Annotated in this window: 15 protein-coding genes; 6 read left to right on the top strand and 9 right to left on the bottom strand. The window is 45.1% G+C overall.

The features are described 5' to 3' along the window. Positions 1-414 precede the first annotated feature (414 nt). Complete coding sequence (locus VCA1004_RS10405) at positions 415-1,779, top strand: uracil-xanthine permease family protein (protein ID WP_164520853.1); 1,365 nt, start codon at positions 415-417, stop codon at positions 1,777-1,779. Positions 1,780-2,026: 247 nt separating this feature from the next. Here the strand turns inward: VCA1004_RS10405 and envZ are convergent, their stop codons facing one another. The 3 genes from envZ to greB form a co-directional block, all read right to left on the bottom strand. Continuing rightward, positions 2,027-3,355, bottom strand: a complete 1,329-nt coding sequence (gene envZ, locus VCA1004_RS10410; protein ID WP_086981695.1) for a two-component system sensor histidine kinase EnvZ — start codon at positions 3,353-3,355, stop codon at positions 2,027-2,029. Between the two features lie 114 nt (positions 3,356-3,469). Next, a complete protein-coding gene (ompR, locus tag VCA1004_RS10415; RefSeq protein ID WP_086981696.1) occupies positions 3,470-4,192 on the bottom strand; it encodes an osmolarity response regulator transcription factor OmpR in 723 nt (240 codons plus the stop codon). Between the two features lie 125 nt (positions 4,193-4,317). Beyond that, positions 4,318-4,806, bottom strand: a complete 489-nt coding sequence (gene greB, locus VCA1004_RS10420) for a transcription elongation factor GreB (RefSeq protein WP_086981697.1) — start codon at positions 4,804-4,806, stop codon at positions 4,318-4,320. Positions 4,807-5,225: 419 nt separating this feature from the next. Between greB and VCA1004_RS10425 the strand changes: the two genes are divergently transcribed. Continuing rightward, positions 5,226-7,547, top strand: a complete 2,322-nt coding sequence (locus VCA1004_RS10425) for a Tex family protein (RefSeq protein ID WP_086981698.1) — start codon at positions 5,226-5,228, stop codon at positions 7,545-7,547. 222 nt (positions 7,548-7,769) lie between these two features. Here VCA1004_RS10425 and glpT read toward each other — a convergent pair whose 3' ends face one another. From glpT to VCA1004_RS10440, 3 genes are all read right to left on the bottom strand, one after another. Next, positions 7,770-9,131: a glycerol-3-phosphate transporter gene (gene glpT, locus VCA1004_RS10430; RefSeq protein ID WP_086981699.1), complete on the bottom strand. Its 1,362-nt coding sequence runs from the start codon at positions 9,129-9,131 to the stop codon at positions 7,770-7,772. A gap of 288 nt (positions 9,132-9,419) precedes the next feature. Beyond that, the gene (glpK, locus tag VCA1004_RS10435) at positions 9,420-10,919 is read right to left on the bottom strand and encodes a glycerol kinase GlpK (RefSeq protein ID WP_164520854.1); all 1,500 of its coding nucleotides are present in this window, start codon (positions 10,917-10,919) and stop codon (positions 9,420-9,422) included. A gap of 43 nt (positions 10,920-10,962) precedes the next feature. After that, entirely contained in the window at positions 10,963-11,814 is an 852-nt protein-coding gene (locus VCA1004_RS10440; RefSeq protein ID WP_086981701.1) for an MIP/aquaporin family protein, read from the bottom strand. Between the two features lie 360 nt (positions 11,815-12,174). Between VCA1004_RS10440 and glpD the strand changes: the two genes are divergently transcribed. Continuing rightward, positions 12,175-13,719 (top strand): glycerol-3-phosphate dehydrogenase, encoded by a 1,545-nt coding sequence (gene glpD / locus VCA1004_RS10445; RefSeq protein ID WP_086984573.1) that lies wholly within the window; start codon positions 12,175-12,177, stop codon positions 13,717-13,719. Positions 13,720-13,826: 107 nt separating this feature from the next. Continuing rightward, a complete protein-coding gene (locus VCA1004_RS10450) occupies positions 13,827-14,588 on the top strand; it encodes a DeoR/GlpR family transcriptional regulator (protein WP_086981702.1) in 762 nt (253 codons plus the stop codon). Positions 14,589-14,880: 292 nt separating this feature from the next. Here VCA1004_RS10450 and bioH read toward each other — a convergent pair whose 3' ends face one another. Continuing rightward, the gene (bioH, locus tag VCA1004_RS10455) at positions 14,881-15,648 is read right to left on the bottom strand and encodes a pimeloyl-ACP methyl ester esterase BioH (protein ID WP_086981703.1); all 768 of its coding nucleotides are present in this window, start codon (positions 15,646-15,648) and stop codon (positions 14,881-14,883) included. Between the two features lie 71 nt (positions 15,649-15,719). On the opposite strand from bioH, the gene VCA1004_RS10460 reads away from it, so the two are divergent. Further along, positions 15,720-16,472, top strand: a complete 753-nt coding sequence (locus VCA1004_RS10460; protein ID WP_232012598.1) for a ComF family protein — start codon at positions 15,720-15,722, stop codon at positions 16,470-16,472. A 177-nt stretch (positions 16,473-16,649) separates the two neighbouring features. After that, the gene (nfuA, locus tag VCA1004_RS10465; RefSeq protein ID WP_086981704.1) at positions 16,650-17,237 is read left to right on the top strand and encodes a Fe-S biogenesis protein NfuA; all 588 of its coding nucleotides are present in this window, start codon (positions 16,650-16,652) and stop codon (positions 17,235-17,237) included. 166 nt (positions 17,238-17,403) lie between these two features. Here the strand turns inward: nfuA and cysQ are convergent, their stop codons facing one another. Further along, a complete protein-coding gene (gene cysQ, locus VCA1004_RS10470) occupies positions 17,404-18,231 on the bottom strand; it encodes a 3'(2'),5'-bisphosphate nucleotidase CysQ (RefSeq protein WP_086984575.1) in 828 nt (275 codons plus the stop codon). Between the two features lie 3 nt (positions 18,232-18,234). Next, complete coding sequence (gene nudE, locus VCA1004_RS10475; protein ID WP_086981705.1) at positions 18,235-18,789, bottom strand: ADP compounds hydrolase NudE; 555 nt, start codon at positions 18,787-18,789, stop codon at positions 18,235-18,237. Between the last annotated feature and the right edge of the window lies 1 nt (position 18,790).

Raw genomic sequence — 18,790 nt, forward strand, 5'->3', positions numbered from 1 at the left:
TTTCGGCTCTCGAGCGCAGCGTCCTCACATCTCGGCTCACTTGCCCTTACCTTCAACACTCCCCGAAACAAGCCACTCGCACTAACCCATTATTGTCGGCTCTCAAGCGCAGCGTCCTCACATCTCGGCTCACTTGTCCTTACCTTCCACACAATCCGAAACACCCCACTCGTACTAATCCATTCTTTTCGACTCCCGAGCATAGCGTCCCCGCATCTCGGCTCACTTGCCCTTACCTTCCACACAACCCGAAACACACCACTCGCACTAATCCCTTCTTTTCGGCTCTCGAGCATAGCGTCCCCGCATCTCGGATTTTTACAAGCGCAATCGTTTGCTTTTTATGTTTAAATTCCTATAATAATCGCCTAATTTACTGACCTATTAGTCAATATTGACGCTAAAAGGAAGATTATGACCGCCCCACAAACGCCTCGTCCGACTGAATTGGTTTACCAACTCAACGACCGTCCACCCTTACCGCAAACTATTTTTGCAGCAATACAACATTTATTAGCGATGTTTGTGGCCGTCATTACCCCTTCTTTAATTATCTGCCAATCCTTAGGGGTACCCGCAGAGCAAACCAACACCATCATTAGTATGTCCTTGTTTGCCTCCGGTATTTGTTCATTTATTCAGATCAGAACCATTGGCCCGATTGGATCAGGATTACTGTCTATTCAAGGCACTAGCTTTAATTTCTTAGGACCAATCATCGGCGCAGGTTTATCACTCAAGGCCGGCGGCGCTTCTATTGAAACCATCATGGCTGCGATTTTTGGTACGATCCTAGTCGCTTCAAGCGCAGAAATTTTACTGTCACGCGTCCTGCAATACGCCCAAAAAATCATTACCCCTTTAGTCTCAGGCATTGTCGTAACTTTAATCGGGTTAACCCTAATTCAAATTGGTTTGATTTCCATTGGTGGCGGTTATGGTGCGATGGAAAATAATACCTTTGGCAGTTTAGATAATCTGGCTTTAGCCGGTATTGTACTTGGCCTTATCGTGATACTTAACCGCGCCAAAAATCCTTATTTACGCGTCTCTTCTATTGTGATTGCGATGTTAGTTGGCTGTATTGCCGCCTACTTTATGGGGATGTTGGATTTATCAAAAACACCCGATAGTGATTTGATTGCCTTACCGATCCCAATGCAATTTGGACTTGGCTTTGATTGGGCTTTATTTATTCCGTTAGTGCTGATTTTCTTAATTACGGCATTAGAAGCCATTGGCGATATTACAGCGACTTCAGAAGTATCAGGAGAGCCGGTTGATGGCCCTATCTACTTAAAACGCATTAAAGGTGGGGTATTAGCCGATGGTTTAAACTCCGCTATCGCCGCGGTGTTCAACAGCTTTCCAAACTCTACCTTTAGCCAAAATAACGGCATCATTATGCTCACAGGGGTCGCGAGTCGATATGTCGGTTACTTTATTTCGGCTATGCTGATTCTCTTAGGTTTATTTCCGGGGGTAGCTGGATTTGTGCAGTTAATACCAGAGCCAGTATTAGGCGGAGCAACCATCGTGATGTTCGGCACCATTGCTGCTGCTGGGGTACGTATTATTTCGCGAGTAGAGCTAGATCGTCGCGCCATTTTAATCATGGCATTGTCTTTTTCTATGGGCCTTGGCATTGCGCAAAAACCTGAAATTCTGCAATTTATGCCTGAATTTATTAAGAGCATTTTCTCTTATGGCGTGGCCGCCGGTGGGATCACTGCGATTGTACTCAGTATCGTACTGCCGGCGAGTAAGGAAGATAAATAGAGGTTACGAGAGCCGAGTACGCTTCGCTCCGTGTTGCGAGAAAAAGCTTTTCCACGCTTCTCGCATCACGAAACCGATCTTTCGCTTTTCGGCTCTCGAGCGCAGCGTCCTCGCATCTCGGCTCTGCAACTCTTACCTTCGACACAACACCAAATACGTCACTCACAACAATCCGTTCTTTGCGCCGTATTTTCGGCTCTCGAGCGCAGCGTCCCCGTAACTCGGCTCTACAGCTCTTCCGCTCGCTTTAGCCTTTTTTCTTCTTCACGGTCGGAAAGCTAATCTGAACTTTTAGCCCACCTTCACTGCGGTTTGTCACTAAAATCGCTCCTTGATGCTGGCTGACGATCCGTTTCACAATCGCTAACCCTAATCCAGCACCTTCACTACTACCACGAGCCGCATCGCCTCGGGTGAACGGTTCAAACAGCGACTCTAATTTGCTCTTATCAATCCCAGGGCCATTATCTTCGACCGTTACCCACACCAGCTTGTTATCGGCGGTCATGCCCGTTGAGACTTTGATCCACCCTCCGCCATAACGAATCGCGTTAACAATCAAGTTCGACACTACCCGTTTCATCGCGACCGCTTCACCTAAAGCATGACGAATATTCTTTTCAACTTGCAACTCAAATGAGGTACTGTGTTTGTCTTGCTCAGCTCCCACTACATCCGACACGATCTGGTTTAAATCAATCGCTTGATGCTCACTAATTTGAGCCGGTTTTAAATAATCCATAAATTGACTGATGATTTCGTTACACTCTTCAGTGTCTTTAATCATGCTTTCTGCCAAGTAGTCATCTTGTGGAGACATCATCTCTGTCGCCAATCGAATACGAGTTAATGGCGTGCGTAAATCATGGCTAATACCCGACATCAATAACGCTCGGTCTTCCTCTAACGCCTGAATGCCTTTCGACATTTGGTTGAAAGCTTTGGTCACCGCCAAAATTTCTGTCGAGCCTTTTTCCGGTACCGGTTCAGGGATTTCGCCTTTACCGACTTTTTTAGCCGCCGCTTCTAACGCCACCAATGGTCGATTTTGCAAACGAATAAAGAACCACATCCCAGCAATCAACATGAGAACAATCAATAAACTGTTTCTAAATAATGGCGCAAAGTCTCTTTCGGTGAGCTCAGTTAATGGAATGCGAATTAAGCGATTCGGTAAATCATCAATTTTTAGCCATAGAACATAACTATCACTGCCAAGGATCAATCGGACCTCAGTTGGCGAGCCCACTTGTTCGCCCATTTCTTCACTTAAAAACTCAATCATTGAAGCTTGATAAAACTCTTGCGCTTCAGGGCTATTATCGGGGTAAATCGACACCCCCAATTCTGCTAATAATTCCCGTCGAAAAGGTCGCTCACTCACATCAGTGTTTTTCATTTTATCTTCTTCATCCAGCATCACTCGGACTTCATGCGATAAAATACGGTTAAACTGCTTCAAGCTCGGCAATAACGCATAATTAAACACGATCAAATAAGACAAAACCTGACTGGCGATTAACAGCAGTACTAAGAAGAAAACCGTTTGTGTGCGAGAACTACGAAAACGAAGCATGGGCGATCCCGTTGATTAATACGATTAAGGAAGAGGTTATACCAAAAAATAAAAGCGCATGCGGTTAGGCTCTGCGCTTTTTCGAGTTACGAGCAACGAGATTCTAGCCTCGTACTACACTTTTTTCCCATCCGGTACAAACACATAACCTAAGCCCCAGACCGTTTGAATATAACGAGGATGGCTTGGATCTTCTTCTAGCATGCGGCGCAAACGTGAAATTTGCACGTCGATGGAACGCTCCATTGCCGAATATTCACGGCCACGTGCCATATTCATGAGCTTATCGCGTGACATAGGAGTACGCGCATGGGTCACTAAGATTTTTAACACCGCAAACTCACCTGAGGTTAACGGCATCGGCTCTTCGCCACGGAACATTTCGCGCGTGCCTAAGTTTAAAGTGAATTCACCAAATTCGACCACTTCTTCATCGGAGCTTGGTGCGCCCGGTGCTTCAACCGATTGACGACGTAACACCGCGCGTAAACGAGCTAACAGTTCACGTGGGTTAAACGGTTTTGGCAAGTAATCATCCGCGCCGACTTCTAAACCTACAATGCGATCAATCTCATCACCTTTAGCGGTCAACATCACGATTGGCAATTGGTTGTTGTCTTTACGTAAACGGCGGCAAATCGATAAACCATCTTCACCAGGCAACATTAAATCTAAAACCATTAAGTGAAAATTTTCACGAGTCAGCAAACGATCCATTTGCTCCGCATTGGCAACACTACGCACTTGAAAACCTTGCTCTGATAAATATCGCTCAAGCAATGAACGCAGACGTGCGTCGTCATCAACCACTAAAATTTTATAATTTTCTTGTTGCATTCATTTATTCCTATTTAATCTTACGGGCATACTTGCCCAACGACATCATGATTTCAAGAATACTGAAAAAACAAAGCGATTGTCTGTATATTTGTAACAAATACATACCTTTTTTATGGACTTGATCAACTTGTTTTTGCTTTTTCGTAACGAATCTTATTGATAAACCACTCTTTATCACCTTCTGGAGTTTTCACCACCACTTCGTCATCCACTTCTTTTTTAAGTAACGCACGCGCCATCGGTGAATCAATTGAGATGTAATCTTTTGCATCGCCATAAATTTCTTCAGGGCCCACGATACGAAAAGTCTTGATATCACCGGCTTCGTTTTCAATTTCCACCCAAGCACCAAAGAACACTTTGCCTTCTTGCTGTGGGGAATAATCCACCACTGTCACTTCAGGTAAGAACTTACGTAAAAAACGCACTCGGCGATCGATTTGACGCAACAAGCGTTTGTTGTACTGGTAATCGGCGTTTTCAGAGCGATCGCCAAGACTGGCGGCCCAAGTCACGATCTTGGTAATTTCTGGCCGTTTTTGATGCCATAAATGATCGTGTTCAGCTTTGAGCTTATTGTACCCCTCTCGGGTGATCAGCTTGGTTTTCAAAACAATATCCTATTTAACCTCAACTGCGGATAAGAGTGTCACAATAACAAGCCTAACCTATTGCTATATAGTTGATAAAAATATCTATCAGGCACCTAGGATTGGTTACTTTTTCTCAATACTGCAATTTGGGATGGATAACAAGGCAAAATCATAAGTCAATAGCTGGCCTATTGCGTTGATTTTAACGAAGTTAGACGCCCAAAGTGCGGTATTGAGTGACTTCTAGTTATCCGCAGTTGAGGTTGTTTAACACATTAGAACCTTATAAAACGTTTCAGATATTTAGCAAAGCAATTTTTCACTTCCTAATGACCTTAAACCTCATCCCCTTCTCTACAATCGAATTAATCCTTGCTCGGACTCTAATAACCTTGCAGAATTCCACACAATTATAAAGCATCATAAAGAGAGACGTTATGAGCCAACAGAACACCCTCTGTCAGATTATCGCTCAAGAATTGAATGTTCGTGTTGAACAAGTTCTTGCCACAGTCACCTTAATTGACGATGGCAATACCGTGCCTTTTATCGCCCGTTATCGTAAAGAAGTCACCGGTGGGTTAGACGATACCCAACTGCGTAATTTAGACAGTCGCTTATCTTACCTGCGTGAGCTGGATGACCGTCGTCAAACCATTCTCAAATCAATCAAAGATCAAGATAAGCTGACTCCTGAGCTGGAAAAAGAAATCCTCGCTACCGACAGCAAAACCCGCTTAGAAGACCTTTATCTGCCTTACAAACCTAAACGTCGCACCAAAGGGCAAATTGCCATTGAAGCGGGCCTTGAACCTCTTGCCGATGCGTTATGGCAAAACCCGCAACTTGATCCAGAAGTGGAAGCGGCCAAGTACATTAAAGATTCCATTGCCGATAGTAAAACCGCACTCGATGGCGCACGCGCAATTATGATGGAACGCATGGCAGAAGATGCCAACCTGCTGGATAAAGTGCGCACTTACTTGCAAAAGAATGCCGAACTGCAATCTCGGGTGGTGAGTGGTAAAGAACAAGAAGGTGAAAAGTTTAAAGACTATTTTGAGCATAATGAACTGATCAGTCGCGTACCTTCGCACCGTGCCTTGGCGATGCTACGTGGCCGTAATGAAGGCTTTTTACAATTAAGTTTAAATGCCGATCCTGCGCAAGAAGAAGGCGTGCGTGGCTCGTATTGTGAAACCCTTATTGCCGACCATTACCGCGTTAACTTTAACAATGCTCCTGCTGACAACTGGCGCAAACAAGTGATCAGCTGGGCGTGGCGCATTAAGATTTCTATGCACCTTGAGACGGAACTGATGGGTGCATTAAAAGAGCGCTCTGAAATTGAAGCGATTGAGGTGTTTGCCACTAACTTAAAAGATTTATTAATGGCGGCCCCAGCAGGCCCTCGCGCTACCTTAGGTCTAGATCCAGGCCTACGTACCGGTTCAAAAATTGCAGTGGTCGATGCCACCGGTAAAGTGTTGGCAACTGAGACTATTTACCCGCATCAACCGCACAACAAAGTCGAAGCCTCAACTAATACCATTTTAAAGCTGATCAAAGCGCATAACGTCGATTTAATTGCCATTGGTAACGGCACTGCATCTCGTGAAACCGATACCTTTGTGGCTGAGCTTATCAAGCGCAATAACTTAAAAGTGCAGAAAATCATGGTCAGCGAAGCAGGCGCATCGGTGTACTCGGCATCAGAATTGGCGGCCAAAGAGTTTCCTAATATGGATGTGTCGTTGCGTGGCGCAGTGTCGATTGCTCGTCGCCTGCAAGACCCATTAGCAGAACTAGTGAAAATCGATCCGAAATCCATTGGGGTTGGTCAATATCAACACGATGTCAGCCAAAGCATGCTGGCGAAACGCCTAGATGCGGTGGTTGAAGATTGTGTAAACGCCGTTGGTGTGGATGTCAATATGGCGTCGGCCGCGCTTCTTACTCGCGTGGCAGGCTTATCGACTACCATGGCGCAAAATATTGTGGAGTATCGTGATGAACAAGGGCGCTTTGAATCACGCAGCGCGCTCAAAAAAGTACCTCGTTTAGGGCCAAAAGCGTTTGAACAATGTGCCGGTTTCTTACGTATTATGAATGGTAAAAACCCGCTGGATGCTTCATCGGTTCACCCTGAAGCTTACCCTGTGGTGAAAAAGATTGCCGAGAAAACAGGAAAACCAACCAAAGCGCTTATTGGGGATAGCGAGTTTTTACGCAACCTACGCGCTGCTGATTACACCGATGAGACTTTTGGTTTACCAACGGTAACTGACATCATCAAAGAGCTGGATAAACCGGGACGTGACCCTCGCCCTGAGTTTAAAACCGCCACCTTTGCTGAAGGGGTCAACGAGGTTAAAGATTTAGAGCCGGGGATGATTTTAGAAGGCGTGGTGTCGAATGTGGCCAACTTTGGTGCGTTCGTGGATATTGGCGTGCATCAAGATGGCTTAGTGCATATTTCAGCACTGACCGATCGCTATGTTTCCGACCCACGTGAGGTGGTCAAAGCCGGTGATATCGTGAAAGTCAAAGTCATGGAAGTCGACATCCAACGCAAACGTATTGGCTTGTCGATGCGCTTAACCGATGAACCGGGTGAACAAGCATCACAACGCAGAGCCAGCTCAGGTGCAGAGCGCCGTTCAGCGCCGCGCCAATCGAAACGTCAAAGTAAGCCCGAGCCGACTAATGCGGCTATGGGTGGGGCGTTTGCTGCGGCCTTTGCTAAAGCGAAAAAGTAACCTCATGCGGCTGACAATGTGCTGCCCTCATAAAGCTCGATAACGTATAACCTCCGGGCTTAAATACGTACAAAAAGAGCCGTAAGCATCTCAATCGATGTCTTACGGCTCTTTAGTTTGTTTGTAAACACAACTACGAATAACTAGCAGTCACTCAAGCAATGCCAATCGAAAGCCTGCGTAAAGGCCGTGTAAAATCCGGCCTTCTTGATGGTCACGATGTTAAGAGGTGATCGGTTTTAAGCGTGACTCACCTCGATATTTACCTTCACCAAAGTGCGCCACGATAAAGCATAGAATCGAGATCACACAGGCGGCGGTTAACACGATAAAGCCACCATTCCAACCAAAGTGGTCAACGGTATAACCTAAAATCGCATTAGCTGCGACAGCGCCACCCAAATAACCAAACAATCCAGTTAAACCAGCTGCTGTACCGGCCGCTTTTTTCGGTACTAACTCAAGAGCGTACAAACCGATGAGCATGACCGGACCATAAATTAAGAAACCAATCGCAATCAAGGCAAGCATATCAATGGTTGGCTGACCCGGTGGGTTAAACCAGTACACCAAGACCGCAACTGTCACCAACACCATGAATAAAATCCCAGCCGGTGCTCGTTTACCTTTGAACAATTTATCGGAAATCCAACCACACAATAATGTGCCAGGGATCCCTGCCCATTCATATAAGAAATAAGCCCAAGAAGATTTATCCACCGTGAAATGTTTCACTTCACCAAGATACACCGGAGCCCAATCCAACACGCCATAACGGATCAAATACACAAACGCATTGGCGATCGCAATAATCCACAAGACAGGGTTGTTAAACACAAATTGGAAAAAGATGGCTTTGGCCGACAGCTCTTTTTCATGCTCTTGGCTGTAATCTTCCGGGTAATCATTTTTATATTCTTCAATCGGCGGTAGACCACAAGATTGCGGCGTATCACGCACCGTTAACCAAATATAAAATGCCACCAGCAACGCCGCAAAAGCAGGTACATAGAAAGCCGAGCGCCAATCATCATTAAACACCCACAAGCCGACTAAAAAGAGTGGACCAATTAAACCGCCACCCACGTTATGGGCCACGTTCCAGATCGAAACAATTTCACCCCGCTCTTTCTTCGACCACCAGTGCACCATGGTTCGTCCACAGCCAGGCCAGCCCATACCTTGAAACCAACCGTTTAAAAACAGCAAAATAAACATGGCGGTGACACTGCCCGTTGCCCATGGCATAAAACCAAAGCACAACATAATTAATGACGACATCACCAGGCCAACCGTTAAAAAGTAACGCGGATTGGAACGATCCGAGACACTACCCATTAAAAATTTAGATAAACCATAAGCAATCGACACCGCCGACAATGCGACCCCAAGTTGCCCCCGAGTAAAGCCCTGCTCAATCAGATATGGCATTGCCAAACTGAAGTTTTTGCGAACTAAGTAATACCCCGCATAGCCAAAAAAGATACCTAAAAAAAGTTGCCAGCGTAAGCGAGTATAAGTGGTGCTGATCTTATCCTCGGCCAAACGCTCTATGTGCGCTTTGGGTTTGAAAATATGAATCATCATGACCTCTGTTTTATTATTATTGAGTATTTTAAACCCCTAATCTGTTTTGATATTTCGGCCCATTCCCCCCTGGATAAAAAAATAGCTGGCCTTGCTGATACACAACCCGTAAATCAAACAATAGGAAATTTAAAGAGATAACTTGAGTCTTCTGCTCATCGTTACACAACGGCTCAATCAAGGAGATAAAACAATAGTGATACCGCCTTGATCGTGCGTTGACTGTGAGATAACCAGCCGTTTGGGAACGCTACTGGTTATCGCTATTCAGACCATTGGAATAACTTATTCGGTTACCCAACCTTTGGCGCATTCTACCGCACGTTTCCAACCATTATGGCGACGTACACGCTTGCCATCATCGGCACATGGTTGGAATGAACGATCTAATACTGATTTGTGTTTTAGCTCATCAATGCTGCCCCAAAAACCTACCGCAAGGCCCGCTAAATAAGCCGCCCCAAGTGCAGTTACTTCCGTGACCACTGGACGTTGTACTTCCGTGTTTAACACGTCAGACTGGAACTGCATTAAGAAGTTATTGGCTACCGCGCCGCCATCCACTTTTAAGAAATTTAACTTGATACCTGAATCGGCTTGCATCGCAGAAATAACGTCTAACGATTGATAAGCAATACTTTCCAAAGTCGCACGAATAATATGGTTGCGGTTGACCCCTCGGGTTAAGCCCACAATCGCACCTCGTGCATATGGGTCCCAATGCGGCGCACCTAATCCGGTAAAGGCAGGAACCACATAAGCCCCATTCGAGGTTTCCACTTTAGTGGCAAAGTACTCAGTATCGGCAGCATCATTGATCAAACGTAATTCATCACGTAACCATTGAATCGACGCACCACCCATAAACACCGCGCCTTCTAATGCGTAAGTCACTTCACCTTTCGGGCCACACGCCAGCGTAGTTAACAACCCATTCTTAGAGGTCACTTTTTTATCACCGGTGTTCATTAATAAGAAACAACCAGTACCGTAAGTATTTTTCGCTTGCCCAGCTTCCACACACATTTGCCCAAACAACGCCGCTTGCTGGTCACCCGCAATACCGGCGATCGGAATACGTGTCCCGCCTTTACCACCAATGTTGGTTTGCGCGTAAATCTCAGAAGAGGACTTCACTTCCGGCATCATAGATTTAGGAATGCCCATCGCATCCAATAATTTATCATCCCACTCTAAGGTATTGATGTTAAATAGCATGGTACGGCTAGCATTGGTTGGATCGGTCACGTGAGTGCGACCTTGAGTCATGTTCCAAATTAACCATGAGTCGACCGTACCAAACGCCAACTCTCCTTTTTCCGCTTGAGCGCGTGCGCCTTCTACGTTATCTAAAATCCATTTAATTTTGGTGCCAGAAAAGTACGGGTCGACCACCAGTCCGGTATTTTCCAGAATATATTGCTCTAAGCCCGCTTGTTTTAACTCTTCACAAATACTCGCGGTACGACGACACTGCCACACAATGGCGTTATACACAGGCTTACCGGTTTTGCGGTTCCACACAATAGTGGTCTCACGTTGGTTGGTGATCCCAATACCGGCGATTTCATCAGAATGCAGACCTTCTTTTGCCAGAGCTTCAACCATAGTCGAACTTTGAGATGCCCAAATCTCCAAAGGATCGTGCTCTACCCAACCCGCTTGCGGATAAATTTGAGTAAATTCACGTTGGGCGCTACAAACAATGTTGGCATCACGATCGAGTACGACTGCGCGAGAACTGGTTGTGCCTTGATCCAAAGCGACGATGTATTTCTTTTCCATGATGTTTTCCTATTCAGAATCTGTTTATTTATTATCGTTATGTTTAAACATTGGTTGAAACTTCTGTTGAATGTTCAGCGAGCTCACTGTCAGTTTGCTCTTCATTCTTAAGGTCAAGATAGTGAGCCGTTACTTTAGGATATAACCACCCACCAAAACACCCACCTAAAATAGGGGCGACAATTGGAACAATAAAGTAAGGAATATCTTTACCACCGGTTAAGGCAATATCACCCCAACCTGCAAGATAGGCGAAAAACTTCGGACCAAAGTCACGAGCAGGATTCATCGCAAACCCAGTCAGTGGCCCAAGAGATCCCCCAATCACCGCAATCAATAAGCCGATCAATAACGGAGCCATTGCACCATTCGGTGTACCATTACGATCATCGATCAGCGCCAAGATGACATACAGCAGCACCGCACTAATCACGAACTCAACCGCAAAGGCACCGGCAAAGCTTAATGCGGGATGAGGGTAAGTAGAGAAAATCCCTGCAAGCGCTAGACTTTGTTGAGAGCCGCGGACCATATCATGAGCCACTTCGTACTCTGTAAACAAGTTTGCATATAACGCGTACACCAAGGCTGCAGCGCAAAATGCACCGAGCACTTGCGCGACAATGTAAGGCAGTATTTTTTGCTTATCAAAGCCATTAAATAGTGCAAAAGCAATCGTAACGGCAGGGTTTAAATGTGCGCCAGAAATCCCAGCAGTACAATATACCGCCAGTCCAACCCCTACCCCCCAAATGATACTGATTTCCCATTGACCAAAACTGGCTCCGGTTAATACCAAAGCAGCCACACACCCGACCCCGAAAAAAATCAGCAACCCAGTACCGATAAATTCCGACAAGCATTCTCCGAGCAATTTTTTATTATTTATAGACATTTTGACGACCCATTCTTGTGTTATTGGAAGAATTCGAAGGGAAAACTACAATATGTTGAGAAGATGTAAACAAAAAAGAACTACAAATGTGCGTACGCTCATACTTTTTAACCATTCGAGCAAATAAGCTTAAAATAATACAATATCATTCAAAGCTTCATCGTTATTAGCAAACTTAACAAGATATTCATAAAGAGACGAAGATACCGCTTAACAAAATAAAAACAACAACTTAAATCACATAAACAAAACTTATACCGAATTATTCATAAAATGAGCTAGACAGGAATTTTATTTTCGGTACATTACAATAAAATGCTCGAACGAACATTTAATAAAGAAATTCGAACCGAGGTTAAGATGAATAAGAAAGAAAATGTAGCGGATGTATTGGATCTCATCATTGTTGGTGGTGGTATTAATGGTGCAGGGATTGCTGCGGATGCCGCAGGTCGTGGCTTAAAAGTAGGTTTGTTTGAATCCAGTGACTTTGCTTCTGCGACTTCATCAGCCAGTTCAAAGCTCATTCATGGCGGCTTACGTTACCTTGAGCATTATGAGTTTCGTTTAGTTTCTGAATCTCTTGCTGAACGTGAAGTGCTATTGAAAAAAGCTCCACATATCGCCAAACCGATGCGTTTCCGCCTTCCTCATCGCCCATTTTTACGTCCGGCATGGATGATTCGTGCAGGTCTATTTCTTTATGATCATTTAGGCAAACGAACTACCTTAAAAGGCAGCCATGGCGTCAGTTTCCGTGAAACTCATGTTTTAAAAGAGGAAATGGTCAAAGGCTTTGAATACTCAGACTGTTGGGTAGATGACGCTCGTTTAGTATTGCTGAATATTTTGCAAGCAGAACAACATGGCGCTGAAATTAAAAACTATTGTCATGTGGAAAAAGCAGAACGTGTTGGCGATTTATGGCAAGTGACGCTTTTTGATAAACGTACCAACACTCGCTTTGAGCGCCAAACTCATGCGCTGGTTAACGCCACAGGTCCTTGGGTACGTAGTTTTATCACTGACAACATGGACGCTCAATCCCCTTACGGCATTCGTTTAATTAAAGGCTCTCACATCATCGTGCCGAAAATTCATAACGAAGAGCAAGCGTACATTCTGCAAAATGATGACCAACGTATCGTGTTTGTGATCCCTTATTTGGAAGATTACTCACTGATTGGCACTACCGATGTTGAATTTAAAGGTGACCCACGTAAAGTCGCGATTGATGACCAAGAAGTGGATTATTTAATTGAGATTGTAAACAAACACTTTATCCATCAAATCCATCGAGAAGACGTCATCTCGACTTACAGTGGGGTTCGCCCATTGTGTGATGATGAATCCGATTCACCGCAAGCCATTACGCGTGATTACACCTTATCGCTAGAGCAACAAGGTAACCAAGCACCATTATTGTCTATCTTTGGCGGCAAGCTTACAACTTACCGTAAACTGGGTGAAGCGGCGATGAAACATTTAGCGCCATTCTTCCCTCAAATGGGCAAAACTTGGACCGCTGAATCCATTTTACCTGGCGGTGAAGGCTATGATGAAAACCTATTAGCCATGAAGTTACGTCAACAATGCCAATGGTTGAACGACAAAACCATTCGTCGTTATTGCCACCAATATGGGGTTAATGCGCATCAAGTGCTAAAAGGGATTCAATCAGAAGCGGATATGGGGCAACACTTTGGTCAGCAAGTCTACCAATGTGAAATCGACTACTTACTCACCCATGAACATGCTTACACCAGTGAAGACGTGTTATGGCGCCGAACTAAGTTAGGCATTGTCCTTTCTCAAGAAGAACAAGCACAACTTAGCCAATACATTGAGCAACAGTCTCAAACGAGCAATGTTGAAATGTTCGATTGCGCTCAAAAGGTGGGATAAATATAACGTTTTGAACATGATACTGAGTGCAACTTAATAGATAAATTGCCTTTCACTGAGCGAATCACGTAAAATCTCCCATTATTATTCTTAATGAGAGCATCAAAGTGAAAGCAAGTGAAAGGCATAAAAAAATCATCGAGATAGTCAAAACCAAAGGCTATGTGAGTACCGATGATTTAGTGGAAATGTTTGATGTCAGTCCGCAGACCATTCGTCGTGATCTCAATGAACTTGCTGATGCCAATAAAATTCGCCGTAACCATGGCGGCGCTACCTTAGCAAACAGTGCAGAAAACTCGCCTTATAGTGATCGTAAAGTCATGAACCAAGGCGAAAAAATGAATATCGCCCGCGCTTTAGTAAAACACATTCCCGATGGTTCGACCTTGTTTATCGATATCGGCACCACACCTGAAGCCGTTGCAAAAGCCCTACTCGATACTCATCAACAACTGAGAATCGTCACTAACAACATCAATGCTGCCATCATCCTTATGAGCAAACCGGATTTCAAAGTCATTTTAGCCGGTGGTGAAGTGCGCAACCGAGATGGTGGTGTCACAGGGGAAGCGACCTTGGATTTTATCTCTCAATTTCGTTTAGATTTTGGGATTTTAGGTATCAGTGGCGTTGATTTTGATGGTTCACTCTTAGACTTTGATTACCATGAAGTTCGCGTTAAACGTGCGATTATAGAAAACAGTCGCGCGGTCTTTTTACCCATCGACCATTCTAAATTTGGCCGTAATGCGATGGTTAACTTAGGTAAAATTGACGATGTCGATCTTATTGTCACAGACCAAACACCACCAAAAGAAATGGCCACTTTAATTAAGCAACAAGGGATCAAAATCGAGGTGCTGTAGAAGATTGCGGGGACGCTGCGCTCGGGAGCCGAAAAGCGGTTACGGTACTCGGGTTTCGGGCGCTACGCTGCTCGTTACTTGGAAAAGATAAGAGCGCTTGCGTGTTAAGTGGAAAGCCTTTTCTCGCAACACGAAGCGAAGCGCACTCGGCTCCCGCTCCAATCTTTTGCTTTTTGCTCTTCCTCGCAACACGGAGCGAAGCGTTCTCGCACCTCGTAACAGTCTTTTCGCTTTTTCGAGCCACCAGCAGTGAAACACCCGAGACGCCGAGTAACGCTTACCAACTCACTTTTTAACAACTAGAAACGATAAACTCTTCAACAATCCGACAAAATGCCTCTGGCTCGGTCATAAACGGCGCATGAGAAGAGGCTGGAAAAACATGGCATTGGCTGTGTGGGGCAAATTGCGACACATCCTCAGCCACTTTCTTAGGCACTAAGCCATCTAAACGACCATATAAGCGCAAAAACGGCAGCTGCAAATCGGCTAACAACGCGCGTAAATCCACTTGCGCCAAAATATCTAACCCTAAGGCTAAAGCTTGAGGGTTGGGCATCGGACGAGAGAATACTTGCTGCTTAATCGCTTTCACATCGTGGCGAGCAGACGGGCTCCCCATGGCTTGCAGCATCATGAAGCCTTCAATGGTTTTTTGAAAGTTATCGGTTAACTGGGCCGTGAAATCACTCAATACTTGAGGTTGAATGCCTCGCCAGCCTTTTTCAGCAGCAAACTTTGGCGAACTGGCTACTGTAATCAAACCCTCAATGCGTGTTGGCGCGTGTAAGGCTATGTGGGTAGCAACCAAGCCGCCCAATGACCAACCAAGGTAGGTGGCTTGCTGCGGCGCTTGAGCAAGTACTTGTTGGCAAATATCATCCAGATCGGTGGCACTGGCGCTCTCACTCAAACCATAGCCAGGTAAATCGACCGTATGCACTCGAAACTGAGTCGCTAAATACTCCACTGTGGCTTGCCATACCGCACCATTCATTCCCCAGCCATGGATCAAAACCAAATCTGGTCCTTGACCCTGTGATTGCCAATGCAACGCCATGATATTTTCCCTACTAATTTCATACTCAATGTGTGGCCGTTCAAGAGAGGATCGCACCACAGACATTTTTAATGATTGTTTTGATTACTCTGCCAATGAAATTACTACACTTTTTGACCTCTTGGCTACCTCGACAATGCCATTTGTGTCGCTTAACGTTGCAAGAAGCCCAACCGTATTCGCACACTTACCCTCATTTGCTATGGTGCCAAACGTGTATTCAGCACCTCACCTTATCTGTGCCTCGTTGTCAACGGTGCGGGTTAGCCACTACCAGCAGCGTAGCGCAATGCGGACAATGTTTATCCAATCCTCCACTGTGGGATCGCTTATATTGCCTTAATGATTATCAAGCGCCTTTAAAAGACTATATCCAAGATATCAAATATCATCGTCAATTTTGGCTGGCTAATGACTTGTCGAGCTTGTTGGCTAGCCAAATTAGCCAACCTGCCCCAGAATTACTGCCGGTTCCTTTGCATTGGCGTCGCTTATGGCAACGAGGCTTTAATCAAAGTGCGGACATTGCCGAAGCACTGGCTCGCTATCAACGTCAGCAAGGTCAGCCCTGCCAAGTCAATTATCAAGTGTTTCATCGCACTCTCGCAACGCCGCAACAAAAAGGATTAAGCCAACAAGAAAGGCAACGTAACACTAAGCATGCCTTCCAGCTGATCACGCCGCCACAGCACTCACACGTTGCTTTAGTCGATGATGTGGTCACCACTGGCGCAACCATTACGCCCCTTTGTCGCGCACTACGAAAAATTGGAGTGAGCTCAATTGATGTCTATTGCTTGTCACGCACCCCATCACCAAAATAAGCACGATTCAGTCAATAACCTTAGGTACCTGATAGATATTTTTATCAACTATATATCAGGAGGTTAGACTTGTTATTGTGACACCCTTATCCGTAATTAAGGCTAAATAGGTTTGGATCTGAGCAATAACAGGAGTAAAATACCGCAAAAGCCCACTAAAACAGTCAGGTATTAGTCGTGTCAGATACAATTACTATTACAGAAAGTGCTCAAGCACACTTTGCAAAATTGCTTGAACAACAATCCAATGAAACCCACATTCGTGTCTTTGTGGTCAATCCTGGTACACCTAACGCCGAGTGTGGTGTCTCTTACTGCCCACCAGAATCTGTAGAAGCTTCCGATACCGTTTTTGAATTTAAAGGCTTCAATGCTTATGTCGATGAACTCAGCTTGCCTTTCTTAGAAGAAGCAGAAATCGATTTTGTAACCGACAAAATGGGCTCGCAACTCACGCTTAAAGCGCCTAATGCCAAAATGCGCAAGTTGGATGATGACGCACCTTTAATGGCACGTGTTGAATACGCCATTCAAACCCAAGTGAACCCTCAACTCGCGAGCCACGGCGGTCACGTTAGCCTGATCAGTATTTCAGATGATGGCGTCGCTTTAGTTCAATTCGGCGGTGGTTGTAATGGTTGTTCCATGGTAGATGTGACCTTGAAAGAAGGCATTGAAAAACAATTAGTGGAACAGTTTGCTGGTGAATTAACGGCAGTACGCGATTCCACCGATCACGAAGCCGGTGAGCATTCTTATATGTAACTAAGGCGTGGGGTTTCTAGTTCCTGGTACCTAGGAAAAGCAGAACTCATATCGTTGCTAATTTATTGAAAAGCCAGAGGGATCATCGAACGCTCTGGCTTTTTATTTGTACAGTTGTAAACCACAAACAGCTTTTTCTATAAGCAAAGCAGCTAGGAACTAGGAACTATAATCCTTCTTTCAGTATATTCTCCCAACCTATCCCTTCATCTCCTAACACAATAAAGTTTGGGTTTTCGAGTGTATCTCGCTCGTTATACGATAACGGCTCAAGCTGGGTATTGAGAATACGACCACCGGCTTCTTCTACAATACATTGTGTCGCTGCTGTATCCCATTCCCCAGTCGGCCCTAAACGGATATAACAATCCACCGCGCCCTCTGCTACTAAGCAAGCTTTTAAGGCCGCAGAGCCTAGAGGCACCAATTCATAATTGCGCGCAGGAGACAGTTTTTCGGTGATTTTATTGATATTCTGACGGCGACTGATGGCAATGGCGATCGCTTGTTCTTCACTGTCGTGCTTTAAGGTATGAATGCGAATGCTGTCATCCATTTCAGGGATCTTCCACGCACCTTTACCTTGATAAGCAAAATACGTAACCCCAGACACTGGCGCGTAAACCACGCCCATCACTGGGTGGTTATTTTCAATTAAAGCGATCACTGTGGCAAAGTCGCCACTGCGAGCAATAAACTCTTGAGTGCCATCAAGCGGGTCCACCAGCCAATAACGCTCCCATTGAGAACGGGTTTTGAGACTAATATTGGCATCTTCTTCCGACAAAACAGGGATATCTGGAGTCAGTTCCGCTAAGCTTTGCATGATAATTTTATGTGCCGCTAAATCGGCGGTGGTCACCGGAGTATCGTCTTCTTTCACAAAGGCTTGATAGTCTTTATTGTGATAAATTTCGAGAATACGTTGCCCCGCTTGGCGAGCGATATGAATCACTTGCGGGATAAGATGAGAAAGATCGCTCTGCATCGCCATCATTTATGCTTCCTTATTGAGCTCTCGTAGCGCTAACATTAATGCACTGATACTACGTGCTTCACAAAAGTCTAAGTGAGTCAGTAGCTCTTCTGCTTGTTGCAGCGGCCAACGTACCACTTCTAACTCTTCTGGTTCATCGCCTTGTAACCGTTCTGGATACAAACCTGTGGCTAAAAATAATGACATACGACTTGAGAAATACGAAGGTGCTAATACCACTTGCTTTAATAGCACAAACTTATCAGCTCCCATGCCAATTTCTTCTTTAAGTTCTCGGTTAGCCGCCTGTTGTGGCTCTTCCCCGGGATCAATCAGCCCTTTAGGAAAGCCTAGCTCATAACGCTCAGTACCGGCAGAATATTCACGAATCAGCAGTAAATCGCCTTGTTCTGTGACAGGCACGATCATGACCCCGCCACGGTTACTCGGCTTCATCCGCTCATAGGTACGCTCTTCGCCATTGGAAAAACGCAGCTCTAACGATTCAATCGCAAATAAACGTGACTGCGCGACTACCGAAGTGGATAAAATTTCAGGATGTTTGTACTTGGTCATT

Source organism: Vibrio aphrogenes (genome assembly GCF_002157735.2).
In the GTDB taxonomy this organism is placed as follows: domain Bacteria; phylum Pseudomonadota; class Gammaproteobacteria; order Enterobacterales; family Vibrionaceae; genus Vibrio; species Vibrio aphrogenes.